Annotated in this window: 21 protein-coding genes, 1 other RNA gene and 2 other annotated features; of the genes, 19 read left to right on the top strand and 3 right to left on the bottom strand. The window is 37.0% G+C overall.

Going from position 1 to position 23,594, the window contains the following annotated elements:
- Window positions 1–8: 8 nt before the first annotated feature.
- Both QGM71_RS01400 and dtd read left to right on the top strand, forming a co-directional pair.
- Complete coding sequence (locus tag QGM71_RS01400) at window positions 9–2,210, top strand: RelA/SpoT family protein (RefSeq protein WP_327605721.1); 2,202 nt, start codon at window positions 9–11, stop codon at window positions 2,208–2,210.
- A gap of 33 nt (window positions 2,211–2,243) precedes the next feature.
- Entirely contained in the window at window positions 2,244–2,693 is a 450-nt protein-coding gene (dtd, locus tag QGM71_RS01405) for a D-aminoacyl-tRNA deacylase (RefSeq protein WP_327605722.1), read from the top strand.
- Window positions 2,694–2,875: 182 nt separating this feature from the next.
- Here the strand turns inward: dtd and QGM71_RS01410 are convergent, their stop codons facing one another.
- A complete protein-coding gene (locus QGM71_RS01410; RefSeq protein WP_327605723.1) occupies window positions 2,876–3,928 on the bottom strand; it encodes an N-acetylmuramoyl-L-alanine amidase in 1,053 nt (350 codons plus the stop codon).
- Window positions 3,929–4,021: 93 nt separating this feature from the next.
- Between QGM71_RS01410 and QGM71_RS01415 the strand changes: the two genes are divergently transcribed.
- From QGM71_RS01415 to ssrS, 4 genes are all read left to right on the top strand, one after another.
- A complete protein-coding gene (locus QGM71_RS01415; RefSeq protein WP_327605724.1) occupies window positions 4,022–4,195 on the top strand; it encodes a hypothetical protein in 174 nt (57 codons plus the stop codon).
- Between the two features lie 60 nt (window positions 4,196–4,255).
- Window positions 4,256–4,477: a binding site (T-box leader), on the top strand.
- Window positions 4,478–4,530: 53 nt separating this feature from the next.
- Window positions 4,531–5,820 carry a histidine--tRNA ligase gene (gene hisS, locus QGM71_RS01420; RefSeq protein WP_327605725.1) on the top strand — a complete coding sequence of 430 codons (1,290 nt, stop codon included), beginning with the start codon at window positions 4,531–4,533 and terminating at the stop codon, window positions 5,818–5,820.
- Window positions 5,813–7,582 (top strand): aspartate--tRNA ligase, encoded by a 1,770-nt coding sequence (gene aspS, locus QGM71_RS01425; protein WP_327605726.1) that lies wholly within the window; start codon window positions 5,813–5,815, stop codon window positions 7,580–7,582. The genes hisS and aspS overlap by 8 nt, the downstream gene beginning before the upstream one ends.
- A gap of 113 nt (window positions 7,583–7,695) precedes the next feature.
- A non-coding RNA gene (gene ssrS, locus QGM71_RS01430) (6S RNA) lies at window positions 7,696–7,885 on the top strand.
- Between the two features lie 132 nt (window positions 7,886–8,017).
- Here the strand turns inward: ssrS and QGM71_RS01435 are convergent.
- Window positions 8,018–8,686, bottom strand: coding sequence for an RsfA family transcriptional regulator (locus QGM71_RS01435; RefSeq protein WP_327605727.1), 669 nt, complete (start codon window positions 8,684–8,686; stop codon window positions 8,018–8,020).
- Between the two features lie 103 nt (window positions 8,687–8,789).
- A complete protein-coding gene (locus tag QGM71_RS01440; protein ID WP_327605728.1) occupies window positions 8,790–10,064 on the bottom strand; it encodes a replication-associated recombination protein A in 1,275 nt (424 codons plus the stop codon).
- 210 nt (window positions 10,065–10,274) lie between these two features.
- On the opposite strand from QGM71_RS01440, the gene cymR reads away from it, so the two are divergent.
- From cymR to QGM71_RS01505, 13 genes are all read left to right on the top strand, one after another.
- Entirely contained in the window at window positions 10,275–10,694 is a 420-nt protein-coding gene (gene cymR, locus QGM71_RS01445; protein ID WP_327605729.1) for a cysteine metabolism transcriptional regulator CymR, read from the top strand.
- A 27-nt stretch (window positions 10,695–10,721) separates the two neighbouring features.
- Window positions 10,722–11,864 (top strand): cysteine desulfurase family protein, encoded by a 1,143-nt coding sequence (locus QGM71_RS01450; protein WP_327605730.1) that lies wholly within the window; start codon window positions 10,722–10,724, stop codon window positions 11,862–11,864.
- A gap of 15 nt (window positions 11,865–11,879) precedes the next feature.
- Window positions 11,880–12,992 carry a tRNA 2-thiouridine(34) synthase MnmA gene (mnmA, locus tag QGM71_RS01455; RefSeq protein ID WP_327605731.1) on the top strand — a complete coding sequence of 371 codons (1,113 nt, stop codon included), beginning with the start codon at window positions 11,880–11,882 and terminating at the stop codon, window positions 12,990–12,992.
- Window positions 12,993–13,028: 36 nt separating this feature from the next.
- Window positions 13,029–13,697, top strand: coding sequence for a tetratricopeptide repeat protein (locus QGM71_RS01460; RefSeq protein WP_327605732.1), 669 nt, complete (start codon window positions 13,029–13,031; stop codon window positions 13,695–13,697).
- Between the two features lie 22 nt (window positions 13,698–13,719).
- Window positions 13,720–16,032 carry an SF1B family DNA helicase RecD2 gene (gene recD2, locus QGM71_RS01465; protein WP_327605733.1) on the top strand — a complete coding sequence of 771 codons (2,313 nt, stop codon included), beginning with the start codon at window positions 13,720–13,722 and terminating at the stop codon, window positions 16,030–16,032.
- Between the two features lie 76 nt (window positions 16,033–16,108).
- A complete protein-coding gene (locus QGM71_RS01470; protein ID WP_327606393.1) occupies window positions 16,109–16,300 on the top strand; it encodes a hypothetical protein in 192 nt (63 codons plus the stop codon).
- A 48-nt stretch (window positions 16,301–16,348) separates the two neighbouring features.
- Complete coding sequence (locus tag QGM71_RS01475; protein WP_327605734.1) at window positions 16,349–17,407, top strand: AI-2E family transporter; 1,059 nt, start codon at window positions 16,349–16,351, stop codon at window positions 17,405–17,407.
- A gap of 51 nt (window positions 17,408–17,458) precedes the next feature.
- Window positions 17,459–17,670, top strand: a binding site (T-box leader).
- Between the two features lie 61 nt (window positions 17,671–17,731).
- Complete coding sequence (gene alaS, locus QGM71_RS01480; RefSeq protein ID WP_327605735.1) at window positions 17,732–20,371, top strand: alanine--tRNA ligase; 2,640 nt, start codon at window positions 17,732–17,734, stop codon at window positions 20,369–20,371.
- A 185-nt stretch (window positions 20,372–20,556) separates the two neighbouring features.
- On the top strand, window positions 20,557–20,823 hold the full coding sequence (locus QGM71_RS01485; protein ID WP_327605736.1) for an IreB family regulatory phosphoprotein: 267 nt from the start codon (window positions 20,557–20,559) through the stop codon (window positions 20,821–20,823).
- On the top strand, window positions 20,824–21,237 hold the full coding sequence (ruvX, locus tag QGM71_RS01490; RefSeq protein WP_327605737.1) for a Holliday junction resolvase RuvX: 414 nt from the start codon (window positions 20,824–20,826) through the stop codon (window positions 21,235–21,237).
- A gap of 14 nt (window positions 21,238–21,251) precedes the next feature.
- Entirely contained in the window at window positions 21,252–21,539 is a 288-nt protein-coding gene (locus QGM71_RS01495; protein ID WP_327605738.1) for a DUF1292 domain-containing protein, read from the top strand.
- Between the two features lie 121 nt (window positions 21,540–21,660).
- A complete protein-coding gene (gene mltG / locus QGM71_RS01500) occupies window positions 21,661–22,779 on the top strand; it encodes an endolytic transglycosylase MltG (RefSeq protein ID WP_327605739.1) in 1,119 nt (372 codons plus the stop codon).
- A 162-nt stretch (window positions 22,780–22,941) separates the two neighbouring features.
- On the top strand, window positions 22,942–23,589 hold the full coding sequence (locus QGM71_RS01505; protein ID WP_327605740.1) for an O-methyltransferase: 648 nt from the start codon (window positions 22,942–22,944) through the stop codon (window positions 23,587–23,589).
- Window positions 23,590–23,594: the final 5 nt, after the last annotated feature.

Below are 23,594 nucleotides of genomic sequence, written 5' to 3' on the forward strand. Positions count from 1 at the left end.
GTGATTAGATGGCAAAAGTTGATATTGTAACAATAGAAGACATTATAATTAAGGCTCGGGAGTATCTAACGGAGGAGGATGCTACCTTTATTCGTGATGCATTCGAATTTGCAGAGCACGCTCATGCTAACCAATATAGAAAGTCTGGAGAGCCCTATATTATTCATCCTGTTCAGGTTGCTGGTATACTAGTGGATTTAGAGATGGATGCAGAAACAATTGCAGGTGGTTTTCTACATGATGTTGTCGAAGATACAGATGTTACGCTTGAAAAAATAGAAGAAACATTTAATCGTGAAGTTGCTATGCTTGTTGATGGAGTTACAAAATTAGGCAAAATCCGGTACAAGTCAAAAGAAGCAATTCAAGCGGAAAACCATCGCAAAATGTTTGTGGCCATGGCAAAAGATATACGTGTAATTTTAATTAAGCTCGCAGATCGTTTGCACAACATGCGTACATTGAAGCATTTAACACCTGAGAAACAACGTCGGATTTCTAATGAGACACTGGAAATATTTGCACCGCTGGCACATCGCCTAGGTATCTCAACAATTAAGTGGGAGTTGGAAGACACTGCACTACGCTACCTGAATCCTCAGCAATATTATCGTATTGTTCAGTTAATGAAACAAAAAAGAAACCAACGCGAATCTTATATAGAGGAAGTAATGACCGAAGTTTCCAACCAGCTTCATGAAGTGAATATAGAGGCTGAAATGTCTGGAAGACCAAAGCATTTATATAGTATTTACCGCAAAATGGTAAAACAAAACAAACAATTTAATGAAATTTATGATCTTTTAGCAGTGAGGATTCTAGTTAACAGTATTAAGGACTGTTATGCTGTATTAGGGATTATTCACACATGCTGGAAACCGATGCCCGGAAGATTTAAGGATTATATTGCAATGCCAAAGCCAAACCTTTATCAATCCTTGCATACGACAGTGATCGGACCTAAGGGAGATCCGCTGGAAGTTCAAATTCGTACGAAGGAAATGCATGAAATTGCTGAATATGGTATTGCAGCACACTGGGCATATAAAGAAGGAAAGCAGAGTAAAGATAAAAAATCATTTGAAGAAAAACTCACATGGTTTAGAGAAATATTAGAATTTCAAAATGAAACCCATGATGCTGAAGAATTTATGGAATCACTGAAAGTTGATTTATTTTCTGATATGGTATATGTATTTACGCCTAAAGGAGATGTTATTGAATTACCATCTGGGTCGATTCCTCTTGATTTTGCCTATCGTATTCATACAGAGGTTGGTAACAAGACAATAGGAGCGAAGATTAACGGTAAGATGGAACCACTGGATTACCAGCTGAAAAATGGTGATATTATTGAAGTGATGACATCTAAACACTCCTATGGACCTTCACAGGACTGGCTGAAAATCACTCAAACATCACAAGCGAAAAATAAAATAAAACAATTTTTCAAAAAACAAAGACGAGATGAGAATATTGTAAAAGGTAAAGAAGCTGTGGATAAAGAAATCCGTGCTTTATCAATTGAACCTAAAGAAGTGCTTACAAATGATAATTTGCAGCGGGTATATGAAAAATTCAACTTTACAAATGAAGAGGATATGTATGCTGCCGTTGGATATCAAGGGATAACTGCAGCGCTTATTGCAACACGGCTTACTGATAAAGTTCGGGAGACCAGACAAAAAGAACAAGATCTTGCTCAAACAATTGAAGAAGTAAAAAAGACTGAAGTTAAAGATAAAAAATCCCAAAAAAAAGATTCCGGTGTCCAGGTGGAGGGTGTAGATAACCTGTTAGTACGTTTATCTAAATGCTGTAATCCGGTCCCAGGAGATACTATTTTCGGTTATATTACCAAAGGTAGAGGAGTTTCCGTGCACAGAGCTGACTGTCCAAACGTTCAGACAGATGAAGCGAAAGAGCGATTCCTGCATGTAGAATGGGAAGAAAATCAAACAGCACAAAAGCAATATCATGTGGATTTAGAAATCTCAGGATATGATCGTAGAGGCTTATTAAATGAAGTTTTACAAGCAGTAAATGAAACTAAAACGAATATTACACAAGTAAATGGAAGGTCAGACAGAAATAAAATGGCCATTATTCAGATAACAATTCTAATTCATAATACAAATCATCTAAGAAAAATAGTTGAGCGAATTAAACAAATCAAGGATGTCTACAGTGTAACTCGTACAATTCAGTAGACAGTTAGTATACGCAAAGGGGTACTTTTAGATATGAAAGCAGTTATTCAACGGGCAAAAGATGCACATGTTACTGTGAATGGGGAAATCGTAGGAAAAATTAAGTACGGGTTTGTCGTTCTTATTGGAGTAACCCATGAGGACACAATTGAAGACGCTAAATATCTTGCTAACAAAATCATTCATTTGCGTGTTTTTAAAGATGAAAATAAAAAAATGAATCTTTCTCTAATTGATGTGGAAGGAAGCATCTTATCTGTTTCTCAGTTTACGCTGTACGGAGAAACCCGAAAAGGGAGAAGGCCTAATTTTCTTCACGCTGCTGAGCCTGATCACGCAAAAGAATTGTATGAAAGTTTTAATCGATTGGTTGCAGGTCAAGGCTTACACGTAGAAACAGGTGAATTTGGAGAGATGATGGAAGTACAATTGACGAATGATGGACCTGTAACATTAATACTGGATAGCAAAGATACTAAATGAACGCAAAATTATAGTTGTTCCCTTTGAAATAGATTTTTAAAAAATATACTGACGTAAGAAGGTGGCTCTGTACTAGACAGAGCCACCTTCTTTAATTAGTCTTGAAATTGATCGTATTTATTTACGACGGCCCTCATCATTTAGTAGGAATTTTGAGAAGTATCAGGTCTAGGGCCTATTAGTTATTCATTTGAAAAGTATCTTCCTAGTCCATTAACAATACCAGATACAATTGATTTTTGATAGCTGCCTGTAGTTAATAATGCCTCTTCTTCTGTATTTGATAGAAATCCCAACTCGAGTAATACAGAAGGCTTTAAGTTCTGTCTGATTACTAGCAGATTACCGTGTGTAGTCCCACGGTCTTTGGCCTCTGTCTCTTTAACAAGTTCCGATTGGATATATTCCGCTAGTTTTTGATCCTGAGAATGATAAAAAAAAGATTCGATTCCAGTAACTTGCGGAAGTTCCGGCACACTATCGTAATGTATACTAATAAAAGCATCCGTATCTATCATATTGGTATAACTTACCCTGCTGCCTAGAGAGATAAATTCATCTTCTGACCTTGTTAATAACACTTCTGCCCCAAGAACTCTTAGTTCTTGTGCTAATTCCTGGGCGGTTAAATAGGCAATATCTTTTTCAAAAATGCCAGTAGCTCCTATCGCACCAACATCACGTCCCCCATGACCTGCATCAATTACTATTGTTTTATTTTTAAAGCCGGTAGACGATAGTGTTTTATTTTTAGAAACAAGTTGTTTCAGAACATACCCTGTGTAACCTTCTTTACTTAGTTCATACCAATCTCCTGTTATTGAAAGAACTTCATATACTTCGCCTCTGTCAGCAAAATTGGTAATCTCGTTTTCTGTTGAGGGACCACTTCGCATTTGTGTATTATTATGCTGTATGATAATACTTTCTTCTTCAAAATTACTATCCCGAGAACCATTGTTAGTAGAATCTGTTCTCACAGTTATGTATTCATTGGTTACCCAGCCTGTGCCTTCTTCCAATTGTATTTCTACCCAATCGTTTTCTATCTGTAAAATAGGATAGTCTTCCCCTTTGTTAACTTTTCCAATCACATTGTACTCTGTTCCAGGACCATTTCTAATATTTAAGTTATCTGCATTAATAATTGCTTGATCTGCTTGAGCAATACTTGGTAGCGTGATGCTTATCAGCAGCATACAGAGCATTAAAATGAAGCTATTTCGGAATGCCATCTCTTACCTCCCTATTATTTTTCATTATACTAGAAGTATAATAAAAACCTTCCTTTTAGGCAAAGCTAAGAGATAGGAAGGAGGTTATTTTTGATGCGTACTCATGATAAACAATGGAATTCTGGAACTAATAAAGAGATATTTGGAGTAAATATTCATCGATTTATGGAAATAGAAGGTAATTCCAATCACATGGAAATAGCCCAGGAACTAGGTATATCGTTAGGTGAGGTAAAAATGTTAAAGAAAAAGGTCAATCGTACTTGACATTACTTTATGTAAAGATTAGTATAATAATCATTCAAGATTAGAAAATTAATGTATTATATGTAACCGTTGAAGGAAAAAGTAATTGGATTTATGAACGTATAAAGAGAGAAAATGCCCAGGGCTGAGAGCATTTTCATATGATAATCTGATGAAGGACATTCCTAAGGATCTATATCGAATGAAGTAGGTATAGACGTCTTGCAGGCGTTAACTGTGAAGAGCGGATGCGCAGTAAAGCATCAACTAGGGTGGCAACGCGGGTAAACTCTCGTCCCTTATTTTATAAGGGATGGGGGTTTTTTCTATGTCAATTAAAATCAGGGGGTATTTAAATGAGTATGAGAGCGCCAAGAGGGACAGCTGATATTTTACCAAAGGATGTTAAAAAGTGGCAGTATGTAGAAACTCAACTGAAAGATGTATGTGAAAGGTATCACTTTGCAGAAATTCGCACCCCGCTGTTTGAACATACTGAAGTGTTTCAACGGGGAGTAGGAGATTCAACAGATATAGTACAAAAAGAAATGTATACTTTTGAAGATAGAGGTGGGAGAAGCTTAACACTTCGACCAGAAGGAACTGCAGCAGTGGCTCGAGCATTTGTTGAAAATAAACTGTTTGGTGACCCAAATCAACCTGCCAAATTGTATTACTTTGCACAGATGTTTCGATATGAACGTCCCCAAAAAGGTAGAATGAGACAATTGAACCAATTCGGTGTAGAAGTTCTGGGAAGTGCCAATCCAGCTGTGGATGCTGAGGTAATCGATTTGGCAATGACGTGTTATAAGGAGTTAGGAATTAATTCCTTAAAATTAGTAATTAATTCACTAGGTGATAATGAGAGCAGGAATAACCACCGTAAAGCATTAGTGGAACATTTTATGCCACACAAAAATGAACTCTGCTCTGACTGTCAATCCCGTCTTGCTCAAAATCCTTTGCGTGTTTTGGACTGTAAAACAGATCATGAACACCCGGCGATGAAGACTGCCCCGTCTATTTTAGAATATTTGAATGAAGCTTCCAGTACTTATTTTGAGCAAGTAAAAGAATACTTAACCATGATGGGAATCCCATACGTAGTAGACAAAAACCTGGTTCGTGGACTTGATTATTATAATCATACAGCTTTCGAAATTATGAGTGAATCAGAAGGGTTTGGTGCCATAACCACATTGGCTGGCGGTGGAAGATATAATGGACTGGTTGAGGATTTAGGAGGACCCGAAACACCTGGGATTGGATTTGGAATGGGATTGGAACGTTTGCTTATGGCTCTTGATGCAGAGAACAAAGTACTATCACTGAATGAAGCGTTGGATTGTTTCTTAATTTCAGTTGGTGAAGAAGCTGAAAAAGAAGCGGTACGACTTGTTCATAATCTGCGCATAAATGGAATTCAGGTAGATAAAGATTATCTGGGCCGTAAAATGAAAGGCCAATTTAAAGCAGCAGATCGATTCAAGGCAAAATATGTAATGATTCTGGGCGAAGAGGAACTTCAAAAGCAGATCATTACTATTAAATCAATGGAAACGGGCGAACAGGATGAAGTGCCCATTTCACAACTAGTAAAAAGCATGCAAGAAAGGCTTCTGGGAGGAATAGAAAATGAGTGAAAGAATTCTGGCAGGTACTTTACGTGCAAATAATATTGATCAATACGTGTTATTAAAAGGCTGGGTACAAAAACGCCGGGATCTGGGTGGGTTAATATTTGTTGATCTTCGAGATAAATCTGGTTTGGTACAAGTTGTCTTTAATCCGGATAATTCCACGAAAGCGCTGGAAATAGCTGAAATGGTGAGAAGTGAATACGTTCTAGAAATACAAGGTAAAGTAGTTGCCCGTGATGAGTCGACTATCAACCCTGTGTTGCAAACAGGAACCATAGAAGTAATGGCAACAGAAGTTTCGATCTTAAACAAATCGAAGACACCACCATTTGCTATTAAGGATGAGAGTGAGGTTTCAGAGGACTTACGGCTTAAATATCGCTATCTGGATTTAAGAAGAAATTCCTTGCAGGAAACGTTTAAACTTCGTCACAAAACTACACAAGCTGTGCGAAACTTTTTAAATAATGATGGATTTTTAGAAATGGAAACACCGATCCTAACCAAAAGCACACCGGAAGGAGCACGTGATTATTTAGTTCCAAGTCGTGTTCATCCCGGAGAATTCTACGCCTTACCACAATCACCACAGCTTTTTAAACAGCTTATCATGATTGGTGGTTTCGAAAAGTACTACCAGATTGCACGCTGCTTCCGTGATGAAGATTTACGTGCAGACCGTCAGCCGGAATTTACACAGATTGATATTGAGACTTCTTTCATGACGAGTGATGAGATTATGAAAATGACCGAAGAAATGATGAGACACGTTGTAAAAGAAGTTAAGAATATTGATATGTCTTTACCATTGCAAAGGATGCCCTATGACGAAGCTATGCAGCGGTATGGATCAGATAAACCCGATACAAGATTTGACATGGAATTAATTCATGTGACCGATTTGCTTGCAGCGTCATCTTTTAAAGTATTTAAGGGAGCAATAGAAGCAGGTGGAAAAGTCTGTCTTTTAAATGTGAAAAATCAAGCATCGAATTATTCCAGAAAAGACATAGATGGGTTGACTGATTTTGTGAAAGTATACCATGCTAAGGGACTGGCTTGGCTAAAAGTAGAAGGCGATCAGCTTAAGGGCCCAATAGCTAAATTCTTAACAGAGGAAGAAGCTGCAGGCTTAATGGATCGAGCAGCAGCAGAAGATGGGGATTTATTATTGTTTGGCGCAGACAAGACCTCCGTTGTGTATGACAGCTTAGGCGCTCTTCGATTAAAGCTTGGTAAAGAATTAAATCTAATTGATCAGTCAAAATTCAATTTCCTATGGGTTACTGACTGGCCTTTACTTGAATATGATGAAGAATTAGGCAGATACTTTGCTGCTCATCACCCATTTACGGCTCCTGTCGACGAAGATATGAATAAATTAAGTGAAGATCCCAGCAGTGTACGTGCTAACGCATATGATCTCGTTTTAAATGGGTATGAATTAGGTGGGGGATCAATCAGAATTTATAAGAAGGAACAACAAGATGAGATGTTTAAGGTACTAGGTTTTTCAGAAAGTGAAGCAGAAGAACAGTTTGGTTTCCTGCTGGAGGCATTAGAATACGGTGCTCCACCACATGGAGGTGTAGCGTTAGGATTAGATAGGATTATCATGTTACTGGCTGGGAGATCTAATTTAAGAGATACGATATTATTTCCAAAGACAGCTTCCGCATCGGATTTATTAACAGACGCACCTAGTGAAGTAAGTGTTGCACAATTAAATGAACTAGCTATTGACCTACAAACTAAAGATGACTAATATGGAGAAATGTTGCTAAACTGTAATATATGTAACGAGGACTTCATATTTCTCCAGATTGAAAAAGATAAATCTCTATGGTAAGATTAATTTATAAACAAGTAAATTGATTATCAATCCTGATGTGTTCGTCTCGTCAAAGTGTTTTGACCGAACAATTGTAAATTTGGGAACTTGATTTGTTTCTATATTGCGTGCATGCCTCATTTTTATAATCTGTGGAAGCATAACAAATATAGAACAGAGTACCCACCTGCCATGAGCGGGATCAAAACTTAGTGCAGACGCACAATTGGGATTTGAGATTACATAATAATAAAACTGATTCGATTATAACGTAATATGCGTATAATCGAATCAGTTTTTTAATAGGTATACTGTTATCTTATCTTGTGATCTATCTGCTTTCCATTTTCCATTTCACCAGTAATGCTACTAGTTAGATCCATGTGCCAACTGCTGCAAGTTTCCGTTTTTATCCATTCGAAAGGCTGGGGCTGGCATAGATCCTTTGTCATCAAGTACCGTCATTTTCCTAGCTCGGTCCATAATTTGAATAAACACCTGGTAGTCCTCCTGTATAGTAGTTAACTGTGTTTCTGTTTGAGTTAATTGTTTTTCCAGGTTACTTACTTGCTCTTTCAGTTTCGTATTTTCTTTTTGAATTTGTTCAAGTGACGCTTTTGATTGATTTGAAGCATGATAGTCTTTTTTCACATCTCTCAGAAAGCGAATTACCATATCCATCGTAATGGAAGGCTCTTCTGTAATTTGTGAAGAAAGGATATCTGGATCATTAACTGGTAAGTCTTGATAACTAGGTGGGAGTGCAACCACAGGCTTTCTTAGTTTCTGGGACTGATTTGCCATCTCCCGCTTCTTCTCTTTTCGTTGCCTTTTTGCAAGATCAATAGCACTGTCATACTTTGTTCTTACCTCAGCATTCCAGCGGAACCCACAAGCTGCTGACGTGCGGTTTAACTTATCACCGACTTCATCGAATGCGTTTAATTGTGTACTGCCTTCCCTAATGTGGCGCAAGACTGTTTCTGCTAATAATAGATCATCTTCATGTGACCAAGCATCTTGTCTAACTTTCACCATTATATTCAACTCCTTTTTCCGATAACAATAAATTCATTAGTCCTTAAGTAGATTTCATATTTTTATAGTTATTGTTACCGTAAAAAAAGATATTTATACCTAGTTATTTATTATCATGTTGTATTTTTTCATAAACTTGTTTAATAGCCTGTTCAAATTTCCCCGTATTTTTTGGTTTGTAGTACTGTTTATTTTTTATAGAGTCGGGAAGATATTGCTGGCTTACCCAACTATTATCATAATTATGAGGATATTTATAATCAATTCCGCGTCCCATCTTTTCAGCACCTTGATAATGTGAATCTTTCAGGTGTGCAGGTATATCCCCACTTTTACCATTGCGTATGTCCCCCAACGCTGCATCCAACGCTTTATAAGCCGTGTTTGATTTCGGTGATAAGCATAATTCAACTATAGTAACCGCAAGTGGAATTCTGGCTTCAGGAAAACCTAAACGCTCAGCAGCCTGTACTGCAGCTACAGCTCGTGGACCTGCTTGTGGATTAGCAACACCGATATCTTCGTAGGCAGTAACGATCATACGACGGGCAATACTATCGAGATCACCTGCTTCAATCAATCTACCTAAATAGTGAAGTGCAGCATCAACATCACTGCCGCGTATAGACTTCTGAAAGGCTGACAGTACATCGTAGTGAGCGTCTCCACCTTTATCATGCGAGAAACTTTTCTTCTGCATACATTCTTCAGCTGTTTCCAAATTAATAATAATCTGGTCATCTATGTTTTTTGGTGTAGAAGAAATGGCTAGTTCAAGACCATTCAAAGCGGATCGCATATCCCCATTGGCACTTTGTGCAAAATGGTTCAAAGCCTGATCTTTCAGTAAAACAGCTTCATTTCCAAACCCATTCACCTTATCATCTACAGCACGTTTAACAGCGGTCTTTACATTATCTGCAGTTAATGCATGCAGTTCGAAAAGGTGGCACCGGCTTCTGATGGCAGGATTTATCGAGTGATATGGATTACTTGTCGTACAACCTATAAGGGTAATAAGATTACTTTCTAGATGCGGAAGTAAAAAGTCCTGTTTTGCTTTGTCCAAACGATGCACTTCATCAAGGATTAAAACTACCTGGCCCATCATTTTCGCTTCTTCTACAACAATTTCCATGTCCTTTTTTTTATCTGCTACTGCGTTCAGCATTTTTACAGGTCTTTCAAGACTTTTGGCAATAGCTACTGCCATGGAAGTTTTCCCTGTTCCGGGAGGCCCGAATAGTATCATGGAAGCTAAGCGTTCAGCTTGAACCATGCGGTTAATTATTTTTCCTTCTCCTACAAGATGCTCTTGTCCAATTATTTCTTTAATATTATCTGGTCTCATACGAAGTGCAAGTGGTTTTTGTTTCATTTAAATCTTCCTTTATAATAAAATAATAGCTTATTGTCTGATTTGGAAACGAAATCCAGGAATCCTGCGATGATTAAAATATTTGAATTTTATTACGTTTCGAATCTCTATAATCTAGCGTAATCCTGATCCTGATAAAATGCAAGAACCATACTATTCATGCTATAATATCATGTAATGTAGCATTATAGGAAAATAGAGGTGTACGATATGAAAATTTCAACCAAGGGAAGATATGGTTTAACAATAATGATAGAATTAGCAAAAAAATATGGTAATGGACCTACGTCCTTAAAATCAATAGCTCGTGAAAATAACTTGTCTGAGCATTATTTAGAGCAGCTTGCTTCACCCCTTCGTAATGCAGGGTTAATCAAGAGTATAAGAGGTGCGTATGGTGGATATGTACTGGCAAGGGAACCGAAAGAAATAAATGCCGGGGACATTATTCGCGTGCTTGAAGGACCAATAACTCCAGTAGAAGGTATTGAGGATGAAGAGCCAGCAAAGCAAGCATTATGGATTCGTATTCGAGATGCAGTGAAAGACGTATTGGATACGACTACTTTAGATGATTTGATGCATCATAATAATGACGAACCACAAGAAGCTTATATGTTTTATATTTAAGCTTTCATACAGGAAGGAAATGTAACCATGGAACCAATTTATATGGATCATGCAGCAACCACGCCAGTTCACAAAGAAGTTATTGATGTAATGTATCCTATATATGACGAAGTATTTGGGAATCCGTCCAGTGTTCACTCTTTTGGCAGAAAGGCGAGGCAGCATTTGGATGTGGCAAGAAGAGTTATGGCAAAAAGTATTCATGCTAATGAGAAAGAAATTATATTTACCAGCGGTGGAACCGAAGCTGATAACATGGCAATTATTGGAGCAGCCCTAAGTAACAAAAACAAAGGGAATCACATTATTACAACAATGCAGGAACATCATGCTGCTTTGCATACAGTAGAATATCTGGAAAATCAGGGATTTGACGTAACCTACCTGCCTGTAGATGAAACTGGGAAAATAGCTGTTAGTGATCTTAAAAACAGTCTGACAGAAGAAACCATATTGGTGTCTATTATGTTTGTGAACAATGAAACAGGCGTCATTCAGCCTATTCATGAAATTGGCGAATTATTACGTAATCATCAAGCCTACTTTCACACAGATGCAGTGCAGGCCTATGGTTTATTAGATATAAATGTCAACGAATTGATGGTAGACATGTTATCCGTATCCTCCCATAAAATAAATGGGCCCAAAGGAATTGGTTTTCTATATGTTGCTGAAGGTATAAAACTCAGTCCTCTCCAATTCGGGGGAGAACAAGAACGCAAGCGGCGTGCCGGCACCGAAAATGTAGTTAGTGCAGCAGGCTTTCAAAAAGCAGTAGAGCTGGCAATGGATAACAGGGTGAAGCGAACGAAGTTATATCAAAGCTACAGGAAACTGTTTATGAAAAAACTAAAAGAAAAAAATGTTCAATTCGAAATCAATGGTGATTATAATTCAACCATAGCTTCAATTATAAATATAAGTTTTCCCGGGACTAATGTGGAGACACTTCTTACTAATTTCGATCTGGCAGGGATTGCAGCTTCAAGCGGAAGTGCATGTACAGCAGGATCTGTAGAACCTTCCCATGTATTATCTGCTATGTTTGGTGAAGATAATGAGTGTACCACGAATTCAATCCGTTTTAGCTTCGGCTTATATAACACAGTGGAGAATGTAGAAGAAGCTGCTGAGCGGGTGGCGAAAATTGTTAAACGATTAAATTCGTAAAGGATAGTGAATGTAATGAAGGATAATAAAGATACACGAGTAGTAGTTGGAATGAGTGGAGGTGTCGATTCTTCAGTAACAGCATTGCTGCTAAAAGAGCAAGGCTATGATGTAGTCGGTATTTTTATGAAGAATTGGGATGACACAGATGAATTTGGTGTATGCACAGCCACGGAAGATTTTGATGATGTTGTTCGGGTCTGTAATCAATTGGATATTCCTTACTATGCTGTTAACTTCGAAAAACAGTACTGGGATAAAGTGTTTACCTATTTCTTAGATGAATACAAAGCAGGAAGGACTCCAAACCCTGATGTTATGTGCAATAAAGAAATTAAGTTTAAAGCATTTTTGGATCATGCATTGTCATTAGGGGCTGACTATTTAGCAACAGGGCATTACGCACAGGTTAGAAAAACGGATGGTCGGATTGAAATGCTACGTGGTGTCGATGACAACAAAGATCAAACGTATTTTCTAAACCAATTAACAGAAGATGTGTTAGCAAAAGTAATGTTTCCTTTAGGTCACTTACCAAAATCGGAGGTAAGAGAAATTGCCAAAGACCGGGGACTTGTAACAGCTGAAAAGAAGGATAGTACTGGAATATGTTTTATTGGAGAAAGAAATTTCAAAGAATTTTTAAGTGAATATTTACCAGCACAGCCTGGAGAAATGAGAACTCTGTCCAATGAAGTGATAGGACGTCATGATGGCTTAATGTATTATACCATTGGTCAGCGTCAAGGCCTTGGTATTGGTGGCTCTGGTGATCCATGGTTTGTTATAGGAAAGAATTTAAAAGAAAATGTATTATACGTAGAGCAAGGATTTAAAAATGAACATTTATATTCTGATGGCTTACTCGCCACAGATGTAAATTGGATAAATCCGGATTTGATCAACGATAAATTTACTTGTACAGCGAAATTTCGTTATCGTCAAAAAGACAGTGCAGTCACTGTGACTTTACTTGAAGATAGAAAAGTAAATGTTGAATTCGCGGAGAGAACACGTGCAATAACACCTGGACAGGCTGTCGTGTTTTACGACGGTGAAGTGTGCCTTGGTGGCGGAACAATTGATGAAATTATGAAAGACAGCCAGTCACTGGATTATGTAGGTTAAACCGGACGAAGTTTCACTTTATAAGGAGTTCTTTAAATGGATAAAAATAAACAAGCAATTAAATTCATGAAAGAAAATAAATACGAAGAAGCTGCTAATCTGTTTTCTGACATTATTGATGAACAACCAGATGACCCAGTTGGCTATATAAACTTTGGTAATTTATTAGTACATGTAAATGACTTGGAAAGGGCGCAACGATTTTTTGAAAAAGCAATTGAACTAGATGAACATGCTGCAACTGCATACTATGGTTTAGGGAACCTTTATCTGGAGCAATCAATTTATCCAAAAGCGCAGGAAAATTTTCAAAAAGCAATTGATCTTGGATTAGAGGAGGCAGATGTATACTATTTGTTGGGCATGACATTTCAACAACAGGAACATTATAAATTGGCATTGCCATACCTGCTCCGTGCTACCGAGCTTGATGCCAATGATGAAGAAATGTTATTCCAGTATGGACTCTCACTGGCGCAGAGCAACCACCTTAAAGATGCAGAAACCGCCATGATCAAAGTTTTAAAGATGAACCCTGATCATAGTGACGCTCACTATAATCTTGGTGTAATAAATTTATTTAACGATAATATACAAACGGCCATGCAACATTTTGATGAGGCACTTCGTGTACAACCTGATCACGTACTAGCGGCGAATGGCAAGAAAAATGTTGAAAATATAGTAAACAATAACGAAAAGTAAGAAGATAGTGGGGTTGTTTTTGATGGGACTTGATGGACAATCTAATGAAAAAGGATATATAAAGGGCGAAGTTCTTTATACTATTTTTCATAATGAAACAGAACACTTTTCAATTGCAAAAATTAAAGTTCAGGAAACAAATGAAGATTTTAATGAAAAAGAGGTTGTCGCAAAAGGCTACTTTACTAATCTTCAGGAACAAACAACCTACTATTTTTTTGGTGATTTTGAAAAACATTCGAGATTTGGACTGCAGTATAAAGTAAACGCATATCAAACGTTTATCCCCAGTACAAAAGATGGGTTAATCTCCTATCTTTCAAGTGATCTTTTTTTTGGCGTGGGTGAAAAGACAGCAACTCGTATTGTTGAGCATTTAGGAGAAAGCGCAATCTCAAAAATTCTAAATAATCCAGATATCTTATCAACTATCCCAGGTATAAAGAAGGCAACTTCAGAGCTTTTGACAAAAAGTTTACAGGAAAACCAAGGCTTTGAACATGTAGTCGTTTATCTGTCCAACTACGGCGTTGGATTAAAAATGGCACAAAAAATCTATGAAGCATATAAAGATGAGGCTATAGATACTTTGGAAGAAGATCCGTACCGATATGTATTTGATATTGAAGGATTCGGGTTTCAAACGGCGGATGAAATAGCGAGAAAAAACGGCCTCTCATTGACACATCCAAATCGGATCGGAGCTGGGTGTATTTATGTTCTCCAAAAAAGTGTTCAAGAGGGCCATGTGTATTTGCCACTAGAAATCTGCGTACGGCAAGTGCTGGATCTATTATCGAACCAGGAGTTATCAGATCAAGTCATCTCTACTAGACTAACGGAAATGAATACCGATAAATCAGTCATTATTCAACATGGAAATATATATTTGCCTTCTCTTTATTATGCTGAGGATGGCTTTATTTCTCACTTAAAGAGAATTATTGAGAAACCAATTGAAAAGGATATACCATTAGCTGAATTGATGAAAATAATTGGGGATATTGAAGAAACAGAAATATTAAGCTATGGGAAAGATCAATTCGAAGCTATCAACCAAGCACTGCATTCTAAGGTTGCGATTGTTACAGGTGGTCCGGGTACAGGTAAAACCACCGTAATTAAAGGAATTCTTAATGCATATGCAGCTATTCAAGAGCTATCTTTGGATCCGAAAGATTACGATAATGGAGATGAGTACCCTTTTGTACTTACAGCGCCTACAGGTAGAGCTTCTAAGCGACTGAAGGAATCTACTGGACTACCTGCTGTGACGATACACCGGTTGTTGGGATGGGACGGAAAGGATGGGTTTGAGAGAAATCAGAATGACCCTTTATCTGGGAAATTTCTAATTGTTGATGAATTTTCAATGGTTGATATATGGCTTGCTAATAACCTTTTTAAAGCTATCCCAGATGATATGCAAGTTCTTATTGTAGGTGACGAGGATCAACTTCCTTCTGTTGGTCCAGGACAAGTGCTTTCTGATTTATTAAGCAGTGAATTGATACCATTTGTCAGTCTTAATGAAGTATACCGCCAAAAAGAAGGATCTAAAATAATTCAACTCGCCCACGATATCAAAAATGACACTTGTACGATTGATAAACTTAAAAATGATGAAGATTTTAGTTTTATAAATTGCAATGAATACCATGTAATCGATGTAATTACAAAAATTATTTCAAAGGCAATCGCTAAAGGGATCGATATAAAGGATATACAGGTTCTTGCTCCAATGTATCGTTCCCAGGCTGGTATTACTTTGATAAACAAGCAGCTGCAGCAATTAGTTAATCCTAAAACTCCACAAAAAAGAGAAGTGAAAGCAAATGATATCACCTATCGAGTCGGTGATAAGGTAATCCAACTTGTTAATCAGCCGGAAGATGGTGTATACAACGGGGATATTGGCGAAGTCGTGGCGATTTTTAAAGAAGATGAAAATACGGATAATGTGGAACAGCTTGTACTTTTATTTGAAGAAAAAGAAATCGTATACGAACGTAAGGACTATATGAATATAATGCATGCCTACTGTGTGTCAATTCATAAATCACAGGGAAGTGAATTCCCGATTGTTATTTTACCTGTTGTTTCCGCGTATAATCGTATGCTTCGGAAGAATTTATTATATACAGCTATAACTAGAAGTAAAGAATCACTTATTATCTGCGGAGAAGTACATGCATTCTTACGAGGTATACAGACAATGGATACGAATAAGCGATACACCTCTTTAAGAGAGCATTTGTTGGAAAGAATCCCAATTATGCAGTCATCTGAGGCGGAATCTGATGAAAAAGAAATCTCACCATATGACTTTATGTAATACTTCATGTATATTTTTTAAAAATTCGGGTTAGCATAACATAATAATTTAGTTTATGTGAGGAGCTTTATTTGTGATGATGCGATGCCCGAATTGCAGTGGAAAAGATCTGGGAAAGATCGGTACAGACCAATATTATTGTTGGACCTGTTTTATTGAGATGTCAATAATAGAAAATGAAATGACTGTTCACCAGGTAGAGGCTGACGGGTCTTTAAGTTCACTGGATGATCTGTTTTCTGAAGATGAAAGAAAGATGCAGTGGTAAACCTTAGATGCAATTAATGTTAAATTCTTGTACTAAGGAGTGGACACCATGTTTCGATACAAAAAAAGTCTAGCGCTTCTTTACTGGCTTATTATTGGCATTTTTCTTTTCTTGTTTTTTTACTTGCTTGTCAAACTGTTTCCGATGTATGGTACAGTACTTTCATTTTCCTGGCGTCTGTTGTCCCCCTTTATTATCGCTTGCCTAATTGCTTATTTACTGTATCCTATCATAGATAAAATACATAGCTGTAACATCCCTAGAGGCTTGGCAATTTCACTCATCTATCTATTGTTTTTTGGCGGTGTTGCTTACTTAATTTATCGTGTATATCCCGCAATGATTCAGCAATTGGGTGATTTTAACGACCAATTGCCTGAATTTATAGCTACGTATCAAAATTTAATCTATCAAGCATATGAATATACCTCATTTTTACCTGAAACTATTCATGATAAAATGGACCAGCTAATTAATCGAATAGAAACAGCTGTAGATAATCTACTTACTAAGCTAGTATCCGGATTTACACGAATTTTTGATATGATCGTGCTTTTAACTGTAATACCTGTGCTTGTTTTTTATTTTTTAAAAGACTATGGTAAAATTAAATCCTTTTTTAAGAAATTCATCCCTGAGAGGTATCGTAGACAGACCAGTAAAATAGTACATGGAATTGATGAAAGTCTGGGAAATTATATACGTGGGTTATTTATTGTATCTCTTTTTGTCAGTATAACGTCCCTTGTTTTGTTTTATTTACTCGGCGTTAACTACGCGTTATTACTAGCCGTTATAATGGGTTTGACTAATCTGATTCCTTATTTTGGACCAATAATCGGTGCAGTCCCAGCGATTGCGATAGCTTTTACAATGTCTGGTAAGTTGGTTATATTTGTTGTAATAGGTATATTTGTAATACAACTAGTTGAAAGTAATTTATTAGCACCATACATTGTCGGAAAAAGTATCAATATTCATCCTGTTGCCATCATTTTTGCGTTATTATTGGGTGGGCAGCTATTTGGAATAATTGGAATGATTATTGCTGTTCCAGTAATGACAATCCTGAAAGTTATGACCACTCATATGTTAGCTTTTAAGTGATATAATTGACATTATGAGTAAAGTTTTCTATAATATCGCTTAACTAGTATAAATAAAACGTTGAAGGTTCTAAGTACATGATAATCGATTTAAAAGAGAGGGATTTTCACTGGCTGAGAGAAATCCTATGTAATGAATCATGGAAAGCTAAACTGGAGTACGGTTAACACCCGTCGGTTACATACCGTTAACATGATTAAGTGATGAACATTTTAGGTATATGTTCATAATTAGGGTGGTACCGCGAAAATCTCGTCCCTGCAATTATGCAGAGATGGGGTTTTTTTAATTAGTAAGACTATACAGATAAACGGAGGTATTCAAATGAAACAGTTAACATCAGCTGAAGTGAGACAAATGTTTTTAGACTTTTTTAAAGAAAAAGGCCACCAAGTTGAGCCAAGTGCTTCACTAGTACCAAAAGATGATCCTACTTTATTATGGATAAACAGTGGAGTAGCAACACTAAAAAAATATTTCGATGGCCGTTCTGTTCCGGATAACCCGCGTTTGGTAAATGCACAGAAATCAATCCGCACCAACGATATTGAAAACGTTGGATTTACAGCAAGGCACCATACCTTCTTTGAAATGCTAGGCAACTTTTCGATTGGTGATTATTTTAAGAAGGAATCCATGGAATGGGCATGGGAGTTTTTAACAAACGATAAGTGGATTGGGTTTAATCCTGAGTTGCTGTCAGTAACCGTTCATCCGGAAGATGATGAAGCCTACGATATCTGGATAAATGATATAAAGGTACCAAAGGAACGAGTTATTCGTTTGGAAGAAAATTTCTGGGACATTGGTGAAGGACCAAGTGGCCCCAACACAGAAATCTTTTATGATCGTGGTGAAAAATACGGAAATGATCCAAAAGATCCCGAATTGTATCCTGGTGGAGAGAACGATCGTTATTTAGAAATTTGGAATCTGGTTTTTTCTCAATTCAATCATAATCCAGATGATACGTATACACCACTTCCCAAGAAAAATATTGATACCGGCATGGGGCTTGAGCGTATGGTGTCTGTTATTCAGGATGTTCCTACAAATTTTGAAACCGATCTATTCATGCCCATCATCAAAAAAACGGAGGAGTTAGCAACAACTACCTATGGAAAGGCTATAGGAAGTGATACTGCTTTTAAAGTCATTGCAGACCATATCCGAACTGTCAGTTTCGCAATTGGTGATGGTGCTGTTCCATCAAATGAAGGCAGAGGGTATGTATTAAGGAGGTTGTTACGAAGAGCTGTTCGCTTTGCGAAGGAAATTGGTATTGAGAGACCGTTTATGTATGAATTAGTGTTAACAGTCGGAGATATTATGAAGGACTTCTATCCTGAAGTTCTTCAGAAAAGAGAGTTAATTGAGAACATAGTGAAGGTTGAAGAAGAACGCTTTCATGAAACATTGAATGATGGACTGGAAATATTAAATTCAATCATGGATAAAGAAAAGGGAAAAGGCAATTCTGTGTTTCCAGGGGTTGAGGTCTTCCGTTTATATGATACGTATGGATTTCCAAAGGAATTAACAGAAGAATTCGTTGAACAACAAGGCTTTAAGGTTGATGAAGCAGGGTTCAACGAAGAAATGCAAAAACAGCGAGAGCGAGCCAGGAATGCTCGACAAAAAGTAGATTCCATGCAAGTCCAGGATGGCATTATAAGTGAAATAAATGTTTCAAGTGACTTTATTGGGTACAGCGATTTAGAAACAGAAACAACGATTGCGACAATTATAAGTGGAAAAGAGGCCGTAACATCTGCGTGTGCGGATGAGGAAGTGTATCTATTCTTAGCCGAAACCCCGTTTTATGCTGAGAGCGGTGGTCAAGTTGCAGACACAGGTTGGATTTACACAGATAGTGCAACTGCTTATGTGAAAGATGTTCAGAAATCACCTAAAGGGCAACACATCCATCATGTTCAGATAAAAGATGGTGAACTACGAGCAGGCGATGTGGTTAAAGCAATCGTGGATTCACAATTTCGTTCGGATGTAATAAAAAACCATACAGCTACGCATTTGCTTCATCAGGCACTAAAGGATACGCTTGGAAGTCATGTTAACCAGGCAGGTTCACTCGTGACACCTGATAGACTCAGGTTTGACTTCTCTCATTTCAGTGCTGTCTCACAGGAGCAGCTGCAAGAAATTGAGCAAACAGTAAATAAAAGAATTTGGTCATCTCTTCCTTTGGAAATTGATAATAAAAAAATAGAAGAAGCAAAAGAAATGGGGGCAATGGCCCTATTTGGAGAGAAATATGGTGATATTGTCCGTGTTGTTCAAATAGGCGAGTACAGCGTCGAGTTATGTGGTGGCTGTCATGTAGGAAATACATCTGAAATCGGCTTATTCAAAATTATTTCTGAGGCAGGAATAGGTGCTGGTACAAGAAGAATTGAAGCAGTAACAAGTAAAAATGCTTATATATATACAAGTAATAAGTTAAATCTTTTACAAACGACAGCAAAGTTAGCAAAAACTAATGAAGAAAAACTTCCTGAAAGAATTGAAGATATGTATCAAGAAACAAAGACCTTACAAAAAGCAAATGAGTCATTAAGTGCTAAATTATCAAATCTTGAAGTATCCACCATTTTAGATCAGGTTAATACAGTACAGGGTGTTAAGGTAATAGCTCAAAAGGTTAACGTAAATGATATGAATCAGTTGAGAAATATGGTGGATGATATTAAACAGAAGGTAGGATCTGTTATGATCTTATTAGCAGCAGAAAATAATAAAAAGGTACAGTTAGCCGCAGGTGTATCAAAAGATTTAAATGAAAGAGGACTGCATGCAGGCAATCTAATAAAGGAGGCCGCCCAACGTTGCGGTGGTGGTGGCGGCGGTCGACCGGATATGGCACAAGCTGGTGGGAAGGATCCAGCGAAAATTACTGAAGCTCTACAATTTGCTGAGCAGTATGTAATAGACAATTTAAAATAGCATTCGCTAACACTCAAGGAAGTGAAAAAGATATAATAATTCATCTAAACATGTTAGAATATTAGATGATGGTAAAACTTGTACGTTCAGGAATATTAATCTTTTATGGTTTAAAGTATAATAAAAGCTTTCCGGTGTCTACTTATCAGACAAGGAATAGTTTATTCTAAGAACGAGGTGTCACTATGAGCTCTATTGATAAAACAATGAAATTTAATTTTTCAGAGGAACCATTTGACCAGGATATTAAAGAAATCCTATTCACTGTACATGAAGCGTTAAAGGAAAAAGGATATAATCCGATAAACCAGATTGTCGGTTATTTACTTTCTGGTGATCCTGCGTATATCCCAAGATATAAAGATGCTCGGAACTTAATCCGTAAAATCGAGCGTGATGAAGTTATTGAAGAGTTGGTAAAATTCTATTTAGAACAGCAAAAGGAAAAATAGATGAAAATACTAGGTCTAGACGTCGGATCCAAAACAATTGGTGTTGCAGTAAGTGATTCTTTTGGATGGACTGCACAAGGTTTAACCACAATTAAATGGAATGAAGAAGACTTCCAATCTGCTGACAAGGAATTAAAAGCAATTATATCCGAACATGAAATAGGGAAAGCTATTGTTGGCCTCCCTAAAAACATGAACGGAACAATTGGAGAGCGTGGAGAGGCATCACAGGATTATGCAAGGTATATAGAGGAAACCCATGGTATACCAACTGTTCTATGGGATGAACGCCTAACTACAGTAGCAGCTGAAAGAGTTTTACTGGAGGCAGATGTCAGTAGAAAAAAGAGAAAAAAAGTTATTGATAAAATGGCAGCTGCGATGATATTACAGGGATATTTAAATCAAAAGTAAAGGAGTGACTATTTATGGCACTTGAAGAAAAAGAAAGAATTGTAATTCCAGATGAAGATGGAGAAGAACATCTATTTGAGGTTTTATTTACTTTTGATGTAGATGAAACAAATCACTCTTACATTGCTGTTGTACCAGTTGAACAAACAGAAGATGAAGAGGTTGAGGTTTATGCTTTCCGGTACGAAGAAAAAAACAATGACGATAATGATCTTTCCCTTTTCCCAATTGAATCAGATGAAGAATGGGAAATGGTAGAGGAAATGCTTAATACACTGGCAGAAGAAGAGAATGAAGAATAAAAGATGTGAGCTGATGTCAATAAACATCAGCTTTTTTTCTGTTTTAAAAGACGGTAGTAAGATAATAATGGAATATCTTGTAGAAATTTAGTATAATATACCGGATGAGAGGGGGATACTTATGTCCAAGAAGAAAAAGTTTATTAATTTTAGGGACAATCTCATCGCTCGAAGCGAAGAAGCAAGAACTGTTCGTAAAATCGTTGCAATTATTATTATCTCACTTGTTCTTATCTTTTTAGTTGGAGGTATATCAGGTTATATGTATGTGAAATCTGCTTTACAACCTGTCGACCCCGAAAATGAAGAGGAGGTATCAGTTGATATTCCCATTGGATCTTCTACATCAACTATTGCCACGATCCTTGAAGAAAATGGCTTAATAAAAGATGGGCGTATTTTTAGTTTTTACATAAAATTTAAGAATGAATCTGACTTTCAAGCCGGTGAATATACGTTTACAACAGCAATGACAATCGATGAACTAATTGAATCATTACAAAGTGGAAGAGTAATCGCTGAACCTGTACACACGATTACAATTCCAGAGGGGAAAACAATTGAAGAGATGGCAGCAATCTACTCTGAAAAGCTGCACTTTAAAAAAGATGATTTTCTTGAAAAGGTAAACGAACTCAGCTATATTGAACAATTAATGGAAACATATCCAACGCTATTAACTGAAGAGATCTTAGCTCCAGATATTCGCACACCTCTAGAAGGTTATTTATTTGCAGCAACCTATAGCTTCTATGAAGAAGAGCCGTCTGTTGAAGCAGTGGTAGAAGAAATGCTTAAAAAAACGCAAACGGTTGTATCAAATTATCAGGAAGAAATAACTGCTAAGGAATTTACTATGCATGAAGCTATTACATTTGCATCATTGGTTGAAAAAGAGGCAAGTACAATGGAGCAGCGTAATAAGATTGCAGGAGTGTTTTATAACCGTTTAGCAGACGGTATGAAACTACAGACCGATCCTACTGTCTTGTATGCATTAGGAGAACATAAGGATAGGGTATTATATGCTGATTTAGAAATTGAATCCCCGTATAACACCTATTATATTGATGCATTGCCAATTGGACCAATCGCTAATTTTGCAGAGAGCTCTCTAGAGGCAGTTATCAATCCAGAGGATACAGATTATATGTATTTTTTGCATGATAATGAAGGGAACATTCATTATGCAGAGACTGATGAAGAACATTTGCGAAATAGAGAACAATATATAAATTAATGGCTTTTTCTAAATACTATATTAGCAGCGGATTACGTTGCAGTTTATAGAAGCTGCAATAATTAAAAACAACAAAACGTACGATTAGAGCCTAATTAATAGACAGGGAGTGTGAAGGCATTATTCACATTTCCCATTTTTTTTAGAGAATGAGGGTCATAAATGGAAGAATATCTTACAAATTATTTGCAACAGGGGATTCCAGAACAGCAACAATGGGTAATAGACTTAGAAAAACAGGCAATGGAAAATAAGGTGCCTATTATGGAACCTGTGAGTATGAATTTCCTCATGCAAATAATAAAAATCAGTAAGCCTAAAAAAACATTGGAAATAGGCACAGCGATTGGCTACTCAGCCTTGCGCATGCTGGAAGCTTACCCTGAAACAAACATAACTACTATTGAAAGAGATCAGCAACGGTATCACCAAGCTATAGAAAACATAACCGCTCAAACTAAAAATGATCATGTAAATGCTGTCCTGGGAGATGCATTGGAAGTGTTGAATGATGAGTTCGTTAAATTGCATAAATCTTCATTTAATCTTATCTTTATTGATGCTGCGAAAGGACAATATAAACGTTTTTTTGAACTGGTAAGCCCATTGTTAGCAAATGATGGCATAATCGTCTCGGATAATGTATTATTTAGAGGTTATGTGGCTAATCCAGAGAATGCCCACCCAAGACATAAACAAATGGTTGGAAAAATTCGACTGTACAATGAGTGGCTTACTAATCATCCAGATTTCACAACGTCAATAGTACCAATTGGAGACGGAGTTGCCATCAGTGTAAAAAACAGCTGAAAGGG

Source organism: Virgibacillus tibetensis, assembly GCF_036026595.1.
Classification (GTDB): Bacteria; Bacillota; Bacilli; order Bacillales; family Amphibacillaceae; genus Virgibacillus_P; species Virgibacillus_P tibetensis.

What these genes read in the sequence shown, in the direction of transcription:
- QGM71_RS01400 (WP_327605721.1), top strand. Translation starts at nt 9, where the DNA reads ATGGCAAAAGTTGATATTGTAACAATAGAAGACATTATAATTAAGGCT.
- dtd (WP_327605722.1), top strand. Translation starts at nt 2,244, where the DNA reads ATGAAAGCAGTTATTCAACGGGCAAAAGATGCACATGTTACTGTGAAT.
- QGM71_RS01410 (WP_327605723.1), bottom strand. Translation starts at nt 3,928, where the DNA reads ATGGCATTCCGAAATAGCTTCATTTTAATGCTCTGTATGCTGCTGATA.
- QGM71_RS01415 (WP_327605724.1), top strand. Translation starts at nt 4,022, where the DNA reads ATGCGTACTCATGATAAACAATGGAATTCTGGAACTAATAAAGAGATA.
- hisS (WP_327605725.1), top strand. Translation starts at nt 4,531, where the DNA reads ATGAGTATGAGAGCGCCAAGAGGGACAGCTGATATTTTACCAAAGGAT.
- aspS (WP_327605726.1), top strand. Translation starts at nt 5,813, where the DNA reads ATGAGTGAAAGAATTCTGGCAGGTACTTTACGTGCAAATAATATTGAT.
- QGM71_RS01435 (WP_327605727.1), bottom strand. Translation starts at nt 8,686, where the DNA reads ATGGTGAAAGTTAGACAAGATGCTTGGTCACATGAAGATGATCTATTA.
- QGM71_RS01440 (WP_327605728.1), bottom strand. Translation starts at nt 10,064, where the DNA reads ATGAAACAAAAACCACTTGCACTTCGTATGAGACCAGATAATATTAAA.
- cymR (WP_327605729.1), top strand. Translation starts at nt 10,275, where the DNA reads ATGAAAATTTCAACCAAGGGAAGATATGGTTTAACAATAATGATAGAA.
- QGM71_RS01450 (WP_327605730.1), top strand. Translation starts at nt 10,722, where the DNA reads ATGGAACCAATTTATATGGATCATGCAGCAACCACGCCAGTTCACAAA.
- mnmA (WP_327605731.1), top strand. Translation starts at nt 11,880, where the DNA reads ATGAAGGATAATAAAGATACACGAGTAGTAGTTGGAATGAGTGGAGGT.
- QGM71_RS01460 (WP_327605732.1), top strand. Translation starts at nt 13,029, where the DNA reads ATGGATAAAAATAAACAAGCAATTAAATTCATGAAAGAAAATAAATAC.
- recD2 (WP_327605733.1), top strand. Translation starts at nt 13,720, where the DNA reads ATGGGACTTGATGGACAATCTAATGAAAAAGGATATATAAAGGGCGAA.
- QGM71_RS01470 (WP_327606393.1), top strand. Translation starts at nt 16,109, where the DNA reads ATGATGCGATGCCCGAATTGCAGTGGAAAAGATCTGGGAAAGATCGGT.
- QGM71_RS01475 (WP_327605734.1), top strand. Translation starts at nt 16,349, where the DNA reads ATGTTTCGATACAAAAAAAGTCTAGCGCTTCTTTACTGGCTTATTATT.
- alaS (WP_327605735.1), top strand. Translation starts at nt 17,732, where the DNA reads ATGAAACAGTTAACATCAGCTGAAGTGAGACAAATGTTTTTAGACTTT.
- QGM71_RS01485 (WP_327605736.1), top strand. Translation starts at nt 20,557, where the DNA reads ATGAGCTCTATTGATAAAACAATGAAATTTAATTTTTCAGAGGAACCA.
- ruvX (WP_327605737.1), top strand. Translation starts at nt 20,824, where the DNA reads ATGAAAATACTAGGTCTAGACGTCGGATCCAAAACAATTGGTGTTGCA.
- QGM71_RS01495 (WP_327605738.1), top strand. Translation starts at nt 21,252, where the DNA reads ATGGCACTTGAAGAAAAAGAAAGAATTGTAATTCCAGATGAAGATGGA.
- mltG (WP_327605739.1), top strand. Translation starts at nt 21,661, where the DNA reads ATGTCCAAGAAGAAAAAGTTTATTAATTTTAGGGACAATCTCATCGCT.
- QGM71_RS01505 (WP_327605740.1), top strand. Translation starts at nt 22,942, where the DNA reads ATGGAAGAATATCTTACAAATTATTTGCAACAGGGGATTCCAGAACAG.